This is a genomic window from Paracoccus sp. MC1862 (genome assembly GCF_016617715.1).
GTDB lineage: Bacteria > Pseudomonadota > Alphaproteobacteria > Rhodobacterales > Rhodobacteraceae > Paracoccus.
Genome location: NZ_CP067225.1, coordinates 2,857,157 through 2,872,967, shown reverse-complemented (window position 1 = coordinate 2,872,967; position 15,811 = coordinate 2,857,157). Strand labels below are relative to the sequence as shown.

The 15,811-nt window shown below is 68.4% G+C and carries 19 protein-coding genes; 11 read left to right on the top strand and 8 right to left on the bottom strand.

What is annotated here, in order from left to right; translation table 11 throughout:
- Positions 1–113 precede the first annotated feature (113 nt).
- The 7 genes from rplQ to rplO form a co-directional block, all read right to left on the bottom strand.
- The gene (rplQ, locus tag JGR78_RS14240) at positions 114–539 is read right to left on the bottom strand and encodes a 50S ribosomal protein L17 (RefSeq protein WP_182791615.1); all 426 of its coding nucleotides are present in this window, start codon (positions 537–539) and stop codon (positions 114–116) included.
- A gap of 147 nt (positions 540–686) precedes the next feature.
- Positions 687–1,703: a DNA-directed RNA polymerase subunit alpha gene (locus JGR78_RS14235; RefSeq protein ID WP_182791614.1), complete on the bottom strand. Its 1,017-nt coding sequence runs from the start codon at positions 1,701–1,703 to the stop codon at positions 687–689.
- Between the two features lie 119 nt (positions 1,704–1,822).
- Positions 1,823–2,212, bottom strand: coding sequence for a 30S ribosomal protein S11 (gene rpsK, locus JGR78_RS14230; protein WP_036704563.1), 390 nt, complete (start codon positions 2,210–2,212; stop codon positions 1,823–1,825).
- A 12-nt stretch (positions 2,213–2,224) separates the two neighbouring features.
- Complete coding sequence (gene rpsM / locus JGR78_RS14225; RefSeq protein WP_182791613.1) at positions 2,225–2,593, bottom strand: 30S ribosomal protein S13; 369 nt, start codon at positions 2,591–2,593, stop codon at positions 2,225–2,227.
- Between the two features lie 148 nt (positions 2,594–2,741).
- Positions 2,742–3,425 carry an adenylate kinase gene (locus tag JGR78_RS14220; RefSeq protein WP_182803323.1) on the bottom strand — a complete coding sequence of 228 codons (684 nt, stop codon included), beginning with the start codon at positions 3,423–3,425 and terminating at the stop codon, positions 2,742–2,744.
- A 21-nt stretch (positions 3,426–3,446) separates the two neighbouring features.
- Positions 3,447–4,817 (bottom strand): preprotein translocase subunit SecY, encoded by a 1,371-nt coding sequence (secY, locus tag JGR78_RS14215; protein WP_182791611.1) that lies wholly within the window; start codon positions 4,815–4,817, stop codon positions 3,447–3,449.
- Positions 4,818–4,955: 138 nt separating this feature from the next.
- Positions 4,956–5,447 (bottom strand): 50S ribosomal protein L15, encoded by a 492-nt coding sequence (rplO, locus tag JGR78_RS14210; protein ID WP_182791610.1) that lies wholly within the window; start codon positions 5,445–5,447, stop codon positions 4,956–4,958.
- Positions 5,448–5,648: 201 nt separating this feature from the next.
- Here rplO and JGR78_RS14205 point away from each other — a divergent pair, with 201 nt between their 5' ends.
- The 11 genes from JGR78_RS14205 to napH all read left to right on the top strand — a co-directional run bounded on the left by JGR78_RS14205 (position 5,649) and on the right by napH (position 14,953).
- On the top strand, positions 5,649–6,497 hold the full coding sequence (locus JGR78_RS14205) for a LysR family transcriptional regulator (protein WP_182791609.1): 849 nt from the start codon (positions 5,649–5,651) through the stop codon (positions 6,495–6,497).
- 214 nt (positions 6,498–6,711) lie between these two features.
- A complete protein-coding gene (locus tag JGR78_RS14200) occupies positions 6,712–7,548 on the top strand; it encodes a methylamine utilization protein MauF (protein ID WP_182803325.1) in 837 nt (278 codons plus the stop codon).
- Between the two features lie 110 nt (positions 7,549–7,658).
- Positions 7,659–8,993 carry a methylamine dehydrogenase (amicyanin) large subunit gene (gene mauB, locus JGR78_RS14195; RefSeq protein WP_234450760.1) on the top strand — a complete coding sequence of 445 codons (1,335 nt, stop codon included), beginning with the start codon at positions 7,659–7,661 and terminating at the stop codon, positions 8,991–8,993.
- Between the two features lie 4 nt (positions 8,994–8,997).
- Positions 8,998–9,555 carry a MauE/DoxX family redox-associated membrane protein gene (locus JGR78_RS14190; RefSeq protein WP_182791606.1) on the top strand — a complete coding sequence of 186 codons (558 nt, stop codon included), beginning with the start codon at positions 8,998–9,000 and terminating at the stop codon, positions 9,553–9,555.
- Position 9,556: 1 nt separating this feature from the next.
- Positions 9,557–10,156, top strand: coding sequence for a methylamine dehydrogenase accessory protein MauD (gene mauD, locus JGR78_RS14185; protein WP_182791605.1), 600 nt, complete (start codon positions 9,557–9,559; stop codon positions 10,154–10,156).
- Positions 10,157–10,199: 43 nt separating this feature from the next.
- Positions 10,200–10,772, top strand: a complete 573-nt coding sequence (gene mauA / locus JGR78_RS14180) for a methylamine dehydrogenase (amicyanin) small subunit (RefSeq protein ID WP_182791604.1) — start codon at positions 10,200–10,202, stop codon at positions 10,770–10,772.
- A 64-nt stretch (positions 10,773–10,836) separates the two neighbouring features.
- Entirely contained in the window at positions 10,837–11,232 is a 396-nt protein-coding gene (locus JGR78_RS14175) for an amicyanin (protein WP_182803329.1), read from the top strand.
- 18 nt (positions 11,233–11,250) lie between these two features.
- Entirely contained in the window at positions 11,251–12,129 is an 879-nt protein-coding gene (locus JGR78_RS14170) for a methylamine utilization protein MauJ (RefSeq protein ID WP_182791602.1), read from the top strand.
- Positions 12,123–13,319: a cytochrome-c peroxidase gene (locus tag JGR78_RS14165; RefSeq protein WP_182803331.1), complete on the top strand. Its 1,197-nt coding sequence runs from the start codon at positions 12,123–12,125 to the stop codon at positions 13,317–13,319. The genes JGR78_RS14170 and JGR78_RS14165 overlap by 7 nt, the downstream gene beginning before the upstream one ends.
- A 30-nt stretch (positions 13,320–13,349) precedes the next feature.
- Complete coding sequence (gene napG / locus JGR78_RS14160; protein ID WP_182803333.1) at positions 13,350–14,012, top strand: ferredoxin-type protein NapG; 663 nt, start codon at positions 13,350–13,352, stop codon at positions 14,010–14,012.
- Positions 14,009–14,953, top strand: coding sequence for a quinol dehydrogenase ferredoxin subunit NapH (napH, locus tag JGR78_RS14155; RefSeq protein WP_182803335.1), 945 nt, complete (start codon positions 14,009–14,011; stop codon positions 14,951–14,953). Before napG ends, napH begins: the two co-directional genes overlap by 4 nt.
- On the opposite strand, the gene JGR78_RS14150 is transcribed toward napH, so the two are convergent.
- Positions 14,913–15,725, bottom strand: coding sequence for a CoA transferase (locus tag JGR78_RS14150; protein WP_182803337.1), 813 nt, complete (start codon positions 15,723–15,725; stop codon positions 14,913–14,915). The two genes, napH and JGR78_RS14150, sit on opposite strands and share 41 nt — an antisense overlap.
- Between the last annotated feature and the right edge of the window lie 86 nt (positions 15,726–15,811).

Sequence of the window (15,811 nt, the reverse complement as noted above, 5' to 3'; positions counted from 1 at the left end):
CAGTTAACGGTGATGCAAAAAAGAACCCGCGCAGCATGGCTGCGCGGGTCTATTTGTCCTGACGTGGCGTCACTTGGCAAGGGCCGGCAGCAACCGGCCCCTGACTTCGTGGATCAGGCGTCGAAACCGATATCCGCCTCGGCTTCCAGACGGGCGCGGTCCGCGGCGCCCTTGGCCGAGGTGTCGCGGTCGACGAACTCGATGATCGCCATGGGGGCCATGTCGCCGTAGCGGAAGCCGGCCTTCAGCACCCGGACATAGCCGCCCTGACGGTCGGCATAGCGGGGGCCGAGGATCTCGAACAGGCGGGCGACATGCTGGTCCTGCTTCAGTTGTGCCGCAGCCTGCCGGCGGGCGTGCAGGTCGCCGCGCTTGGCCAGCGTGATCAGCTTTTCGATGATCGGGCGCAGTTCCTTGGCCTTGGGCAGGGTCGTCTTGATCTGCTCATGCTCGATCAGCGAGCCGGCCATATTGGAAAACAGCGCCTTGCGGTGCTCGTGGGTGCGGTTCAGGCGGCGGTAGCCGCGGGCGTGACGCATGGGTGTCTCCTATCGCGTTTTGCTTTGTCCGGCGGCCGTGCGTTGCGGACGCTCTCCTTGGGGCGGGATGCCCGGTTTTTCCGGGGCACGGGCGATGCACAGTCGATGCACAGACGATGCAGACGGGACCGTGCCCCCGAAGTTTCCTCAGAACTGGTCGTCGAAGCGCTTGGCGAGATCCTCGATGTTCTCGGGCGGCCAGTCCACCACGTCCATGCCGAGATGCAGGCCCATGCCCGAAAGCACCTCCTTGATCTCGTTCAGCGACTTGCGGCCGAAGTTCGGGGTCCGCAGCATCTCGGCCTCGGTCTTCTGGATCAGGTCGCCGATATAGACGATGTTGTCGTTCTTGAGGCAGTTGGCCGAACGGACCGAAAGCTCCAGCTCGTCCACCTTCTTCAGCAGGCGCGGATCGAACTCCAGCCCGTCCTCGGCGTCCTGGCTGCGGGCCGATTCGGGTTCCTCGAAGTTGACGAAGACGCCAAGCTGGTCCTGCAGGATGCGCGCGGCATAGGCCACGGCGTCGTCGGGGGTCAGCGAGCCGTCGGTTTCCACCCGCATGGTCAGCTTGTCGTAGTCCAGCACCTGCCCCTCGCGGGTGGGCGTGACCTCGTAGCTGACGCGCTTGACCGGCGAGAAGATCGCGTCGATCGGGATCAGGCCGATGGGCGCATCCTCGGGGCGGTTCTTGTCGGCGGCGACATAGCCCTTGCCGATGGCGACCGTCAGTTCCACGTTCAGCTCGGCGCCCTCGTCGAGGTGGCAGATCACATGGTCGCGGTTCAGCACGGTGATGCCGGCGGTTTCGGTGATCTGGCCGGCCTTGACCTCGCCCGGGCCTTTGGCGGACAGGGTCAGGCGCTTGGTCCCGTCCACGTCCATCTTCAGCGTGACGCCCTTGAGGTTCAGCACGATGTCGGTCACGTCCTCGCGCACGCCCGGCACCGAGGAAAATTCGTGCAGCACGTTGTCGATCTGCACGCTGGTGATGGCGGCGCCCTGCAGGGACGACATCAGCACCCGGCGCAGCGCGTTGCCCAGGGTCAGGCCGAAGCCCCGTTCCAGCGGCTCGGCGATGACGGTGGCGACGCGGGACGGATTGCCGCCCGGCCGGATGTCCAGCTGCGCGGGCTTGATCAGCTCGGCCCAGTTCTTGTGGATCATGCGATTTCCTCCATTCCTGTTTCCGGCCCCATGTCCAGCCGCCGGAAACGCCCGAGGTAAAATGCGAAAAGCCGTCCCGCGCCGGCGGATGCGGCGCGGGACGGGTCAATGAACGGTCGTCAGACGCGCCGGCGCTTGGGCGGGCGGACACCGTTGTGGGCGATCGGCGTCACGTCGCGGATCGCGGTGATGTTGAAGCCGACGGCGGCCAGCGCGCGCAGCGCCGATTCGCGGCCCGAGCCGGGCCCCTGGACCTCGACCTCGATGGTGCGCATCCCGTGTTCCTGCGCCTTCTTGCCCGCATCCTCGGCGGCCATCTGCGCAGCATAGGGGGTCGATTTGCGCGAGCCCTTGAAGCCCATGGTGCCGGCCGACGACCATGCGATCGCGTTGCCCTGCACGTCCGAGATCAGGATCTTGGTGTTGTTGAACGACGAGTTCACATGCGCCACGCCGGTGGCGATGTTCTTGCGTTCCTTGCGCTTCATGCGCGTCTTGTCGCGTGCCATGTCCCTGCCCCCTTACTTCTTCTTGCCGGCGATGGGTTTCGCCGGGCCCTTGCGGGTGCGGGCGTTGGTGTGGGTGCGCTGGCCGCGCACGGGCAGCCCGCGGCGGTGGCGCAGGCCACGGTAGGAACCGAGGTCCATCATGCGCTTGATGTTCATCTGCGTCTCGCGGCGCAGGTCGCCCTCGACGGTCAGGTTGGCGTCGATGAACTCGCGGATCTGCAGGACTTCGGCGTCCGACAGGTCGTTGACGCGGCGCGATGGGTCGATGCCCACGGCCTTGACGATTTCATCGGCATTCAGCGGGCCGATTCCATGGATATACTGCAGCGCGATGGGAACGCGCTTGCCGGTCGGGATGTTGACGCCAGCGATACGGGCCAAGTCCGTTGTCCTTCATGTTGCGCTTCCGTAACGCCGGAAGCTTTTTTCACAACCAATGGCCCGCGGCATCGCCGTCGGGCCATCGCTTCACCCCGGATGGGTGATTCTCGAATGAGATGACTGCGGTTAATGGATCAGGGGCTGCCCGTCAACCGCTTGCGGACAGCGCCGGATCGGCTTCGATGCCGTCCATGACGGCCGCCACTTCTGCGCCGACCTCGTCCATGGCGGCCATGCCGTCCACGGGCGCCAGGGTCTTCTTGGCGTAGTAGTAACCGACCAGCGGCGAGGTCTTCTTGTAATATTCCATCAGCCGGGTCTTGAGGCTTTCGGCATTGTCGTCGCCGCGCCGCCGCAGGTCGGTCGAGCCGCAGACGTCGCAGACCCCCTCCTTCGCGGTGGGGCGGGTCTTGTCGTGATAAACCTCGCCGCAGTTGCCGCAGGTGAAGCGGCCGCTGATCCGGTCCACCAGCGCCTCGTCATCCACCCGCATCTCGATCACGGCGTCGATCTTGCGGCCCATGCCGGAGAGCAGCTCTTCCAGCGCGTCGGCCTGCGGCAGAGTCCGGGGAAAGCCGTCGAAGATGAAGCCGGGGGCCTCCTCGGTTTCCAGCTTTTCGCGGATCAGGCCGATGACGATCTCGTCGGTGACAAGCTGGCCGCGGTCCATGACATCGGCCACGACCTTTCCCATCTCGGTCCCCGAGCTGCGCGCCTCGCGCAGCATGTCGCCGGTGGACAGTTGCACCAGGCCGCGGTCCTCGACCAGCGCGCGGGCCTGGGTGCCCTTGCCCGCGCCGGGCGGCCCCAGCAGGATGATGTTGATCGTCACGACTCCCCCCTTCGTGGATTGTCAGCGGCGGGCCGGCAGGCGGCGGGGCTTGGGTTCGCCCGCCTTGCGCTTGCCGCGCAACTGCGACTTCTCGATCAAAGCCTCATACTGATGGGCAAGCAAGTGGCTTTGGACCTGGTTGATGGTGTCCATCGTCACCGAGACGATGATCAGGACCGAGGTGCCGCCGAAATAGACCGGGACCGAGAAGCCGTCGCGGATCACCTCGGGCAGCAGGCAGACCAGCGCAAGATAAAGCGAGCCGATCACCAGCACCCGGTTGACCACGTAGTCCAGATATTCCTCGGTCCGCTTGCCGGGACGGATGCCGGGGATGAAGCCGCCCTGGTTCTTGAGGTTCTCGGCGACGTCATCCGACTTGAAGGCCACGTTCTGGGTATAGAAGTAGCTGAAGAAGATGATCATCGCCGCGAAGAACAGCAGGTACAGCGGCTGTCCGGGGCCGAAATAGGCCAGGATCGTGGACATCACCGGCCCGGTCTGGTTGCCCGAGAAGGTCGAGATCGTGACTGGCAGCAGCAGAAGCGAGCTGGCGAAGATCGCGGGGATGACGCCCGCCGGGTTCACCTTCAAGGGCAGGTGGCTGGACTGTCCGTCGTAGATCTTCATGCCGACCTGGCGGCGGGGATACTGGATGCGGATCTTCCTCAGCGCACGTTCGACGAACACGACGAAGGCCATGACCGCGATCACCAAGGCGATGATGCCGAGGATCACCGGGGTCGAGATCGCGCCGGAACGGCCCTGGGCGAAGAACTGCGCCAAGCTGCCGGGGATTTCCGCAAGGATGCCGACATAGATGATGAGCGAGATGCCGTTGCCGATGCCGCGGGCGGTGATCTGCTCGCCCAGCCACATCAGGAACATGGTGCCGCCGACCAGGGTGATGATGACGGCGGCGCGGAAGAACCAGCCCGGATCATGGGCCATGCCGCCGGCCTCGAGGCTCAGCGCGATGCCGTAGGCCTGGAACAGCGCCAGCAGCACGGTGCCGTAGCGGGTGTACTGGTTGATCTTCTTGCGGCCCTGCTCGCCTTCCTTTTTCAGTTGCGCGAGCGTGGGGACCATCGCCGTCAGCAGCTGCACGATGATCGAGGCCGAGATGTAGGGCATGATGCCCAGGGCGAAGACGCCCATGCGGCCCAGCGCGCCGCCGGTGAACATCGACAGCATCCCGCCGATGCCCGCCTGCGCCTGTTCCATGAAGGCCCGCAACGCGCCGCCGTCGATGCCGGGAACGGGGATATAGGTGCCGAGCCGGTAGATGATCAGCAGGCCCAGAGTGAACCAGATGCGTTGGCGAAGCTCGGTCGCGCGGCCCAGCTGACCCCAGCTGAGGTTCGCGGCCATCTGTTCTGCGGCTGACGCCATGACTGACCTCTGTCTATCGGCGGCGATGCCTGCCGGATTTGACAGCGCCGCCGGACCGTTGCCGGTGCGGCGGCGCTGGGAAAAACTCACCGCTATCTAGGCGGCGCGGGATGCCGCTTCAACAGCTTATTGCGCCGCTCATTCGGCGGTGGCGTTGTCCTGCTCAGCCACCGGGCGGGTCAGCACCAGTGAGCCGCCCGCGGCCTGCACCGCCGCCGCCGCCGAGCCGGACGCGCCCGACAGCGTCAGGTTCAGCGCCGCCGTCAACTGGCCCTTGCCCAACAGGCGGATGCCGTCGCGCTTGCGCCGGGTGGCGCCGGCCGCGATCAGCGCGTCCTCGTCCACCGACTGGCCGGCGCTCAGCTTGCCCGCATCGACCATCGCCTGAAGCTGGCCCAGGTTGACCACGGCGAATTCCAGCCGGTTCGGCTTGGTGAAGCCGCGCTTGGGCAGGCGGCGATACAGCGGCATCTGGCCGCCTTCGTAGCCGTTCAGCGCCACGCCCGAGCGCGAGGTCTGGCCCTTGATCCCGCGCCCGGCGGTCTTGCCCTTGCCGGAACCGGGGCCGCGCGCCACGCGCTTCTTCTTGCGGTTCGCGCCGTCGTTGTCGCGCAGTTCATGCAGTTTCATGTCGCTATCTCCCTTGCCGGAAACGCCCCAACAGCGACAAAGGGGCGCACGCGGCGTGATGAATCATCCGTCCCCGCAGGTGGATCCACGGCGACTGGCCGCATCTACAGCCCCTGTCCCGCCGACGCAAGGCCGGCTATCCTTTGCTTGTATCCCGACGGGCGGTCCGGTCTATGCCCCTTGCGGCATGAGGGAGACGCGATGAACTGGGACGACCTGCGCGTGGTGGCGACGATCAACCGCACCGGTTCCTTCACCCGCGCCGCCGCGGCGCTGGACGTGGACGAGACCACGATCGCCCGCAGGATGGCCCGGATCGAGGCGGCGCTGGGCGTGCCGCTGTTCGTCGCCAGCCATGGCCGGCGGGAACCCACCGAGGACTGCCGCCGCATCCTGCGCCACCTTGCGGTGATGGAGCAGGCGAGCGAGGCCATCACGGCGATGCTGGCCGAGCCCCATGCCGCCCAGCGCCGGCTGCGCCTGTCCACCATCGGCGCCATCGCCAATTTCTACCTTGCCCCGGCCCTGCCCGAGCTGCTGGAGGCCGAGCCGGACCTGCTTTTGTCCATCGACACCTCGGACCAGAATATCGCCATGTCGCGCTGGGAGGCCGATTTCGCCCTGCGCCTCGGCCGCCCCAGCCGGGGGGATTTCACCGTCCGCCGCATCGGCACCCTGCAGTTCGCGCTGGTGCGGCCGCGCGACCCGGCCCTTGTCCCGCTTGTCGCGGCCTATCCCGACGCGATGCTGGAAACGCCCGAGATGCAGGCGCTGGAAGGGGTGCTGGGCCGCGTCCGGCCAAGGCTGGAAACCACGGACCTTGAGCTGATGCGGCGCTTTCTGGGTTCGGGCCGGGCCATCGGGGTGGTGCCGGACCGGCTGGCCCGGACCCTGTCCGACAACCCCGCCATCGAGATCGAGCCGCTGGAGATCACGCGCGAGGTCTGGCTGCTGGCCCAGCCGCATCTGCGCGATGATTCTCTGGCCCGCAGCGTGGCGGATTGGTGCGCCGGACAGTTCGCCGCATCGCCGCCTCACCCGAAAGTCTGAAAGCAACACAGCCACTTAACTCTGCGGCCCGATTTCGTGTGCGAATGAATACAATTACTTGCAGGAAAAAATATTTCCTGCTGCAAAAACGCAGCCCCTCCCTGCACAGATACAAGTTTACCGTGTGCGACGTTCCGTCACAGTTGTCCCGATTGCGGCAGCGGCGCGTCGGAACGACCCGCTGCCACCGGCAGCAGCGAGGGGAGAGCGCAGCGTGGCTTCGATCGACAGGTTTCCCGAGAACGCGGACGGGCAGGAGGGCGTTCCCGACTGCCAGATCTTCGCGGAAGAATTCTCGCGTCCCGCCCGGCTGACGATCCTGGCCGCCTCGGGCTTGGCCGGCGCGGTGGGCGGGGTGGCGCTTGCCGGCGCCGCCGACAGCACGGCGGCGGTCTGGGGCACGCTGGGGGTAGCGGCGGTCGCGGGGGGCGTGCTGTCCACCTGGTCGCCCTGCGGCTATTCCTCGATCTCGCTGCTGCGGCCCAAGGGGCGCGGCGCGAAGGCCGTGGCCGAGTGGCTGCCGACCTTTGCCATGCACGGGGCGGGCTATGCGCTGGGGGCGCTGATCCTGGGGACGGCGCTGGGCGCCCTCGGGGCGGTCCTCGGTTTCGCGGGCTTCGGGACGGCGGCGCTGGTGCTGCTGGCGCTGGTCGGGCTGGTCTACGGCGCGCATCAGCTGGACTTTCTGCGGGTGCCTTATCCGCAGCGGCGGGCGCAGGTGCCCCATGACGCGCGGGTGCGGTTTTCCAAGCCGGTCGTCGGCGGGCTTTACGGGCTGGCGCTGGGGCTGGACTACATGACCTATGTGCAGACGCCGCTGCTGTATCTGGTCACCGCGGCGGCTGTCCTGACCGGCAACATCCCCGAGGCCATCGCCCTGATCGCGCTGTTCAACATCGGGCGTTTCCTGCCGGTCGCGGTCACCGCCCTGCCGGTCAACGATTACCAGATCCAGGGCTGGCTGTCGCGCAACCAGGAACGCGCCGCGATGGCCGACGGGGCGATCCTTGTCGCGCTGGGGGCCGCCTTCGCCGTGGTCGCGCTGGCCTGATTTCTACCGGACCTATGACACCGGCCTGCGCGGCACGACCCGCGCAGCCAGCACCACGCTGCCATCAATGGGAGGACAGGATGGTCGAATCAGGCCAAAAGCCGCGGCTCTTGCGCGCATCTTTCGTCGGGGCGGGGCTGACCTGCTCGCTTCTCGCCTTCAGCGCGGCCTGGGCCCAGGCGCCCGCGCCGGCCGAGGGCCAGCCGCCGGCTGCCGAGGCCCCCGCCGCCGCTGACGCCACCCCTGCCGCGACCGACGCGCCTGCCGCTGCGGGTGCGGGTGCGGCTGCCGCCACCGCCGCCGAGGGACAGACCCACGGCCAGCGCGCCGCCGCCGAAGCTGCCGCCGCCCTGGCCGCGGGCGAGGACGACGAGCCGGTGATCCTCGAGGCACCCGCCCCGAACACCCGGCGCGTCTATATCAACGACTCGGCGCATTTCGGCTCGCTCACCCAGCAGTTCGTGATCGACACGGACGCGGGCCGGGTCATCGCCATCACCGACAGCGGCTTCCTGCCGAACCCGGTCCTGTCCGACGACGGCTCGGTCTATGCGCAGGTCAGCACCACCTATTCCCGCATCTCGCGGGGCGAGCGCGAGGATTACGTCGAGGTCTTCGACCCCGTCACCTTCAATCCCGTGGCCGACATCACCCTGCCGGTCGAGGCGCACCGCTTCCTCGTCGGCACCTATCCCTGGATGGCGGCGGTGACGCCGGGCAACAGCACGCTGCTGTATTACCAGTTCTCGCCCGCGCCCGCCGTCGGCGTGGTGGACCTTGAGGGCAAGGCCTTCAGCCGGATGCTGGAAGTGCCGGACTGCTACCACATCTTCCCGACGGCACCCGACAACTTCTTCATGCATTGCCGCGATGGCAGCCTCGCCCGCGTGCAGTTCGACGCCGCATCCGACGCCGAGCCGCAGATCACCCACAGCGCGGTCTTCCACCCCGAGGACGAGTATCTCGTCAACCACCCGGCCTATTCGCAGAAGACCGGGCGGCTGGCCTGGCCGACCTACGAGGGCAAGATCTACCAGTTCGACCTGTCCTCGGGCGAGCCGCAGGCGCTGAACACCATCGACGGGCTGACCGCCGAGGAACGCGCCGACAACTGGCGTCCGGGCGGCTGGCAGCTGGTGGCCTATCACCGGCCGTCGAACCAGATCTACATGCTGGTCGACCAGCGCGCGGAATGGACCCACAAGACCCCCAGCCGCCATGTCGTCGTCATCAACGCCGAGACGGGCGAGCGCATCGCCAGGCACGAGCTTGGCCATGACATCGACTCGGTCGCGGTCAGCCAGGACGACGATCCGCTGCTTTACGGTCTCTCGACCGGGGCCAGGACGCTCTACATCTACGACGCCGAGTCGGGCGAGGAACTGCGGTCCGTGAACCAGTTGGGCCACGGCCCGACGGTCATCAGCCTGTCGGACATGAACTGAGGCGATGATGCACGATCTCATCGCCAATCCCGCGGCCCTGCTGGCGATCCGCGTCTTCCTGGCGCTGGTCTTCGCCACGGCGGCGCTGTCCAAGCTGGGCCATGCCGAGGAGTTCTACGGCGTCGTCCGCAACTTCCGCATCCTGCCTGACGGGGCGTCCCGCGTGACCGCGCTGGCGCTGCCGGTGGTGGAACTGGCGGTCGCGGCGGGGCTGCTGATCGGGGCGACGGCGGTTCCTGCCGCCATCGCCGCGGCGGCGCTGCTGGCGGTCTTCGGGGCGGCCATCGCGGTCAACGTGCTGCGCGGGCGGACCTCCATCGACTGCGGCTGCTTCCGCAACGGGCTGAAGCAGCAGGTCGGCTGGGCGCTGGTCGGGCGCAATGCGCTGATGGCCGGTGCGGCGCTGGCGGTGGCGGGGCTGCTGCCCGCCGCCCCCGGTCCGATGCTGGCCGAGGCGCTGGTCGGCCTGATGGCCGGGCTGACCGCCATGATGCTTTACCTCAGCGCCGCGGCGCTGGGGGGCCTGCGGGCCATGCACACCACCACGTCGAAAGGACGCTGACATGACCAATCTTCTGATCGTATCCAACGTCCTGCTGTGGGTGGCCTTTCTGGGCGTCACGGTGGTGATGCTGGGGCTGATGCGCCAGGTCGGGCTGCTGCACGAACGCTCGTCGCCCATGGGCGCGATGATCACCGACCACGGGCCGGACATCGGCGACAAGGCGCCGGAACTGGACCTGACCGATTTCGCCGGCCGCGCCGTCAAGATCGGCGGCCCCGCGGCGGACGGGCGGCAGACGCTGCTGATGTTCACCGCGCCCACCTGCCCGGTCTGCGACAAGCTGTTCCCGATCATCAAGTCGATCGCGCGGGCGGAAAAGATCTCGGTCGTGATGATCTCGGACGGCGCGCCCGAGGAACACCGCCGCTTCCTCGACAGTCATGATCTGGGCGAGATCCGCTATGTCGTCTCGGCCGAGGCGGGGATGGCCTTCCAGGTCGGCAAGATCCCTTACGGCGTCCTTCTGGACCCGCAGGGCACCATCCGCGCCAAGGGCCTGACCAACACGCGCGAGCATCTGGAAAGCCTGCTGGAGGCCGACAAGACCGGCTTCGCCTCGCTGCAGCAGTATATCGCCAGCCGGAAGAAGGCGGCCTGACCGGGCCGCTGACCGCAACCCCGCAAGACTAGGGAGGATTTCGATGCTGGGGAATTTCAGGTTCGACGACATGGTCGAAAAGATGTCACGGCGCGTGGCAGGCCGGACCAGCCGGCGCGGCGCCATCGGCAAGCTGGGCACGGTGATGCTGGGCGTGGGCCTGGTGCCGCTGCTGCCGGTGGACCGCCGCGGCCGCGTCAGCCGGGCGAACGCCGCCACCACGCCGGAACCGGGCGCCGCCCATCCGCGCGACGGCTGGAACCCGCAGGACCATGACATCCAGGCCTGCGACTACTGGCGTCACTGCTCGATCGACGGCAACGTCTGCGACTGCTCGGGCGGCTCGCTGACCAACTGCCCGCCGGGCACCAAGCTGGCCACCGCATCCTGGGTGGCAAGCTGCTACAACCCGACCGATGGGCAGAGCTACCTGATCGCCTATCGCGACTGCTGCGGGGCGCAGGTGTCGGGCCGCTGCCCCTGCTTCAACACGGAAGGCGAACTGCCGGTCTATCGCCCGGAATTCGGCAACGATATCATCTGGTGCTTCGGCGCCGAGGATGACGCGATGACCTATCACTGCACCATCTCTCCGATCGTCGGCCGAGCCGGCTGATCCGAGAGGCGCCGGAGGGGCGGCTCCCCTGCCCCTCCGGCCCTTTGAACCCCACGGAGCCATCATGACCTTCGCCACCAAGACCCGCACCCTGCTGACCGCCCTCGCGCTGACCGCCCTGGGCACGCAGATGGCACTGGCCGACAAGATCTCGATCCTGACCGAAGCGCCCGCGCCGGCAGCCGAGGCGCCCGCCGAAGCCGTCATCGTGAACATCGCCAAGATGAAATACGAACCGGCCGAGGTGACCATCAAGCCCGGCCAGACCGTCACCTGGATCAACAGCGAGGCGATGCCCCACAACGTCGCCTTCAAGGCCGGCGTCGTCGACGACGCCAAGATGGACGGGGCGATGATGAAGAAGGAGCAATCCTATTCCATCACCTTCAACGAGGCGGGCAGCTATGATTACCACTGCACGCCCCATCCCTTCATGAAGGCCAAGGTCATCGTCGAGTGAGGTGAAAGGGTCAGTGCCATGTGGATTCCCTATGACATCACCGGATCGCTGAAGGCGGCAACCGCGCCCGAGACGATCCGTCAGTCGCGCGCGGATCAGACGCCGCGGGCTTTCCTGGTGGGCTTCCTGCTGCGGAACCCGGTGACGCAGGCATGGGAACTGGACCTCGTGGCCGACCCCGCCGGGACCGAACTGGCCGAGGGCGAGTTGACGCTGACCCTGCATGGCAACGAGGCGGGCAAGCTGGCCGAGGTGATCGTCCGCGTGACGGCCCCCTCGGCCTTGGCCGCGCTGGAACGCGCCCATGGGGCGATGACCCGGCGCCTGTTGCGCTATGTGGTGGAAACCGGGCGCGGCATGGCCATCGCAGGCTGGCGGATCGCCGACATGGCCCACGACGCCCGCTGGCGCTGCACCCCCTTTCGGCCCAGCGCCCTGACGCTGGACCACGGGGCCTTCGCGCCCATGCCCGAGGACCTCGCGCCCCTGGCCGAACTGTTCCAGTCGGCCCGCGCCGCGACCGAGCCGGGCGCAAGGCTGCTGTCGGCATTCGCCCTGCTGCACGCGGCGGATGAGGGTCATCCGGCGCTGGCCCGCGCCAATGCCGCGGGCTTCCGCGTCACGACCGAGATGCTGGTCCATGCGGGGGCGGATGACCTGTCCCTGTCGGGCCTCGACCTGCCCGGCCTGCTGGCGGCGCTGCAGCCCTGGCACGACCGGCTGGTCGGGCCGACCGGGATCAGGCGGCCCCTTTGCGACGACCTGGCCCAGCGGCAGCGGCTGTCGCGGATGGCGAACCTTGCCGATCTTGCCGCGCACCGGCTGCTTGCCGCCGAGATCCGGGCGCGGGGGACGGTTGCCCCGCAGCCCGCGGAAAAGGAGATGGCGCCATGCTGAGGGCGACGCTTGGTCTGGGCACGGTGATCGCCGCCGGCTGGGCCGCCGTGGCGCTGGCCGCCATCGCCGAGCCGCCCGAAAGGCGCGCGCCCGATCCCACCCGCCTTGCCGCGCTGGGCGAGCGGCTGTTCTTCGATCCCGCGCTGTCGCGGAACAACACGCAGTCCTGCGCCACCTGCCACGACCCCGCCCGCGCCTTCACCGACCCGCGCGAGGGCCGCGCCGGGCTGGCCGTCTCGGTCGGCGACGACGGCGATTCGCACGGCGACCGCAACACGCCGACGCTGGCCTATGCCAGCTTCAGCCCCGAGTTCCACCAGACCGAATCCGGTGACTGGAAGGGCGGGCAGTTCTGGGACGGGCGCGCCGCCAACCTGTTCGAGCAGGCGGGCCAGCCGATGCTGAACCCCGTCGAGATGGCGATGCCCGACAAGCAGACCGTCGCCGCCCGCCTTGCCGCCGACCTCGGCTATCCCGCCGAGTTCGCGGCGCTTTGGGGACCGGGCGCGCTGGACGACCCGGAAGGCGCCTTCGACGCCGTGGCCGAGGCGCTTGCCGCCTACCAGCAGACCGACGAATTCGCCCCCTTCGATTCCCGCTATGACCGCTGGCTGCGCGGCGAGGAAAAGTTCACCGCGCAGGAGGAATTCGGCCACACCGTCTTCATCACCTGGAACTGCCGGCTTTGCCACATGAGCCGCAAGCAGGGGGTGGCCGAGAAAGAAACCTTCACCAATTACGAATATCACAACATCGGCCTGCCGGTGCACGCCCCGGCACGGGATGCCAGCGGGCTTGGCGCGGATCACGCGGACCTCGGGCTGTCCGCCCATCCGGGCATCGATGATCCGACGCAGGACGGCCGCTTCAAGGTGCCCACGCTGCGGAACGTGGCCGTGACCGGCCCCTACATGCACAACGGCGTGTTCGAGGATCTGCGGACGGCCATCGTCTTCTACAACAAATACACGAGCCGTCGGAAGAACGCAGGCATCAACCCCGAGACGGGCGAGGACTGGGGCCCGCCCGAGGTGGAGGCGAATCTCTCGCTGACCGAGCTTGAATCCGGGCTGATGGTTGACGATGTGCGTGTGGATGCGCTGGTCGCGTTCCTGGAAACGCTGACCGACCGCCGCTACGAGCCGCTGCTGGCCGAACAGAAGGCCGCGCGCGCTAGCGAACAGGAGTGAGACCCGCATCGAACCCGGGAGGAGGTGACGATGGCCGGCCCACGCAAGATCACCCGTCGCGCCGCCCTGGGCGAGGTCGCCCGCGTGGGCGGCGCGGCCTGCCTGGCCGGGTTGTCGCTGACGGCGCTGGTGAACATGGCCAGCCGCGCCGACGCCCGCGCCCTGCGCCCGCCGGGGGCGCTGCCCGAGGATGACTTCCTCTCGGCCTGCGTGCGCTGCGGCCTTTGCGTCGAGGCCTGCCCTTACGACACGCTGTCCCTTGCCGAATGGGGCGACGAGGCGGCGGTGGGCACCCCCTTCTTCACCCCGCGCACGACGCCCTGCTTCATGTGCAAGGACGTCCCCTGCGCCCGGGCCTGCCCCACGGGCGCGCTCGACCGTGAGATCCCCGACATCCGGCAGGCCGACATGGGCGTGGCGGTGCTGGTGGGGCACGAGACCTGCCTGAATTACAAGGGCCTCAACTGCAGCATCTGTCACCGCGTCTGCCCCATCCGCAACGAGGCGATCACGCTGGAGAAGGGCGAGATCGACGGCCGCGCCGTGGTCCTGCCGGTGGTCCATTCCGACAAATGCACCGGCTGCGGCACCTGCGAGAAGCATTGCGTCACCGGCCATGCCTCGATCCGCGTCTTGCCCCGTGATCTGGGCCTAGGCGGAGAGGGGCGCAACCGCGCCGGGCGGCCTGCATGATCGGGCGGCTCGATCTGGACGCGCGGCGGCAGTCGGTCGCGGCGCGCGGCTGGTGGCGGTCGCACAAGTGGTGGCTGCTGCGCCGGTCCAGCCAGATCGCGGCGATGGCGGTCTTCATGCTGGGCCCTTGGGCGGGGATCTGGTTGGTGCGGGGGAACTTTGCATCGAGCGACATCCTCGGCGTGCTGCCGCTGTCGGACCCCTATATCCTGCTGCAATCGCTTGCGGCGGGGCATGGGCTGGCCGTCACTGCGCTGATCGGGGCGGCGCTGATCGTCGCGCTTTACCTGATCGTCGGGGGCCGCGCCTATTGCAGTTGGGTCTGCCCGGTCAATGTCGTGACCGACAGCGCCCACTGGCTGCGCGAGAAGACCGGGCTGACCCGCGACCGCAAGCTCGACCGCCGCACCCGGCTGGTGATTCTGGCGGCGACGCTGATGGCGGCGGTGCTGACCGGGCGGATTGCCTGGGAACTGGTCAACCCCGTCAGCATGATGCAGCGGGGGCTGATCACCGGAGTCGGCCTCGGCTGGGGCATCGTGCTGGCGGTGTTCCTGCTGGACCTGTTCGTGGCGCGGCGGGCCTGGTGCAGCCATCTCTGCCCTGTGGGCGCCTTCTACGGCGTGGTCGGGCGGTTCTCGCTGACCCGCGTGGCGGCGACGCGGCGGGCGGCCTGCACCGACTGCGCCGCCTGCTTCAACATCTGCCCGGAACCCCATGTCATCGTCCCCGCGCTGAAGGGGACGGACAGCCCGGTGATCCGGTCGGGCGACTGCCTGAACTGCGGCGCCTGCATCGATTCCTGCCCGGTGGACGTCTTCCGCATGACCCACCGCTTCGCCGGCGTGGACGAGACGGCGACCGCCCCGGCAAAGCCGCCGCGCGAACGGCGGGTGCGGCTCACGCCCGGAACGGCTCCAGCGGCAGATCCCGTTCCCTAGCCAGGGCGCGGCATTCCTTGATGGTCAGGCCGGCGAAGAAGCCGGGAATGTCGCCGCCCGCGACCTCGGCCAGACGGGCCGAGAAATGCGGCTCAAGTGCTGCGCAGGCGACCAGCCCGTCGCGCAAGGCGTGGATGGCGTAATCCGGCGAGGCACCGGACAGAAGCCCGCCATTCACGGTAAAGCCAAGGCGCACCGGCGCGGCGAAGCGTTCCGCCGCCTGCCGCAACCCGATGACGGCGTGGCGCTGCGGGCGGCCCCGTTCCCGCCCCAGAAGCAGCGTCGTGGCCGCGCTGGCGGCCCGCTCGGCCCCGGCCATGTCGGCGATCACCGCGCGTGGCATCCGCCCGTCCAGCAGCCCGGCGGTGGCCTGATAGGTCAGGTCGTGGCCGGGCAGGTCCGGGGCATCCTCGTCGCCGACGATCTCGACCCAGGCGAGCCGCGGGTTCACGGCCGCTAGCGCCGGAACCGTGATCCCGAGCCGCCCCAGCGCCGCCCGGCGGTGGCTGGAGATCAGCAGGTCGGCCCCCTTCAGCAGTGCGCGGAACCGGGCCTGTCCCTGATCGGACCGCAGGTCCACCGTCTCGATCTTCGCGGCGCGGTTCAGTTCGGCATACCATTGCGGCATCGCCAAGGCGGTCAGGTCGCCCGAGGGCGGCTCGATCTTGATGACCTCCATCCCCTGCCCCGCCAGAATTGCCGCCGCGGCCGGGCCGGGGACATTGGTGGCCATGCAGACGGCGGTCAGGCCGGAAAGCGGCAGGTCGAACATGGGCGGCGCCTTTCGATGGGTCGCGGCAAGTCTGTCATGCCGGGGCAAGGGGGATCAACCGGGCCGGCCTTCGCCACGGCAGGCTC

What these genes read in the sequence shown, in the direction of transcription:
- rplO (WP_182791610.1), bottom strand. Translation starts at nt 5,447, where the DNA reads ATGAAACTGCATGAACTGCGCGACAACGACGGCGCGAACCGCAAGAAG.
- JGR78_RS14190 (WP_182791606.1), top strand. Translation starts at nt 8,998, where the DNA reads ATGATGCACGATCTCATCGCCAATCCCGCGGCCCTGCTGGCGATCCGC.
- mauA (WP_182791604.1), top strand. Translation starts at nt 10,200, where the DNA reads ATGCTGGGGAATTTCAGGTTCGACGACATGGTCGAAAAGATGTCACGG.
- secY (WP_182791611.1), bottom strand. Translation starts at nt 4,817, where the DNA reads ATGGCGTCAGCCGCAGAACAGATGGCCGCGAACCTCAGCTGGGGTCAG.
- JGR78_RS14235 (WP_182791614.1), bottom strand. Translation starts at nt 1,703, where the DNA reads ATGATCCACAAGAACTGGGCCGAGCTGATCAAGCCCGCGCAGCTGGAC.
- JGR78_RS14205 (WP_182791609.1), top strand. Translation starts at nt 5,649, where the DNA reads ATGAACTGGGACGACCTGCGCGTGGTGGCGACGATCAACCGCACCGGT.
- rpsK (WP_036704563.1), bottom strand. Translation starts at nt 2,212, where the DNA reads ATGGCACGCGACAAGACGCGCATGAAGCGCAAGGAACGCAAGAACATC.
- JGR78_RS14150 (WP_182803337.1), bottom strand. Translation starts at nt 15,725, where the DNA reads ATGTTCGACCTGCCGCTTTCCGGCCTGACCGCCGTCTGCATGGCCACC.
- JGR78_RS14165 (WP_182803331.1), top strand. Translation starts at nt 12,123, where the DNA reads ATGCTGAGGGCGACGCTTGGTCTGGGCACGGTGATCGCCGCCGGCTGG.
- napH (WP_182803335.1), top strand. Translation starts at nt 14,009, where the DNA reads ATGATCGGGCGGCTCGATCTGGACGCGCGGCGGCAGTCGGTCGCGGCG.
- mauD (WP_182791605.1), top strand. Translation starts at nt 9,557, where the DNA reads ATGACCAATCTTCTGATCGTATCCAACGTCCTGCTGTGGGTGGCCTTT.
- napG (WP_182803333.1), top strand. Translation starts at nt 13,350, where the DNA reads ATGGCCGGCCCACGCAAGATCACCCGTCGCGCCGCCCTGGGCGAGGTC.
- JGR78_RS14175 (WP_182803329.1), top strand. Translation starts at nt 10,837, where the DNA reads ATGACCTTCGCCACCAAGACCCGCACCCTGCTGACCGCCCTCGCGCTG.
- rplQ (WP_182791615.1), bottom strand. Translation starts at nt 539, where the DNA reads ATGCGTCACGCCCGCGGCTACCGCCGCCTGAACCGCACCCACGAGCAC.
- JGR78_RS14170 (WP_182791602.1), top strand. Translation starts at nt 11,251, where the DNA reads ATGTGGATTCCCTATGACATCACCGGATCGCTGAAGGCGGCAACCGCG.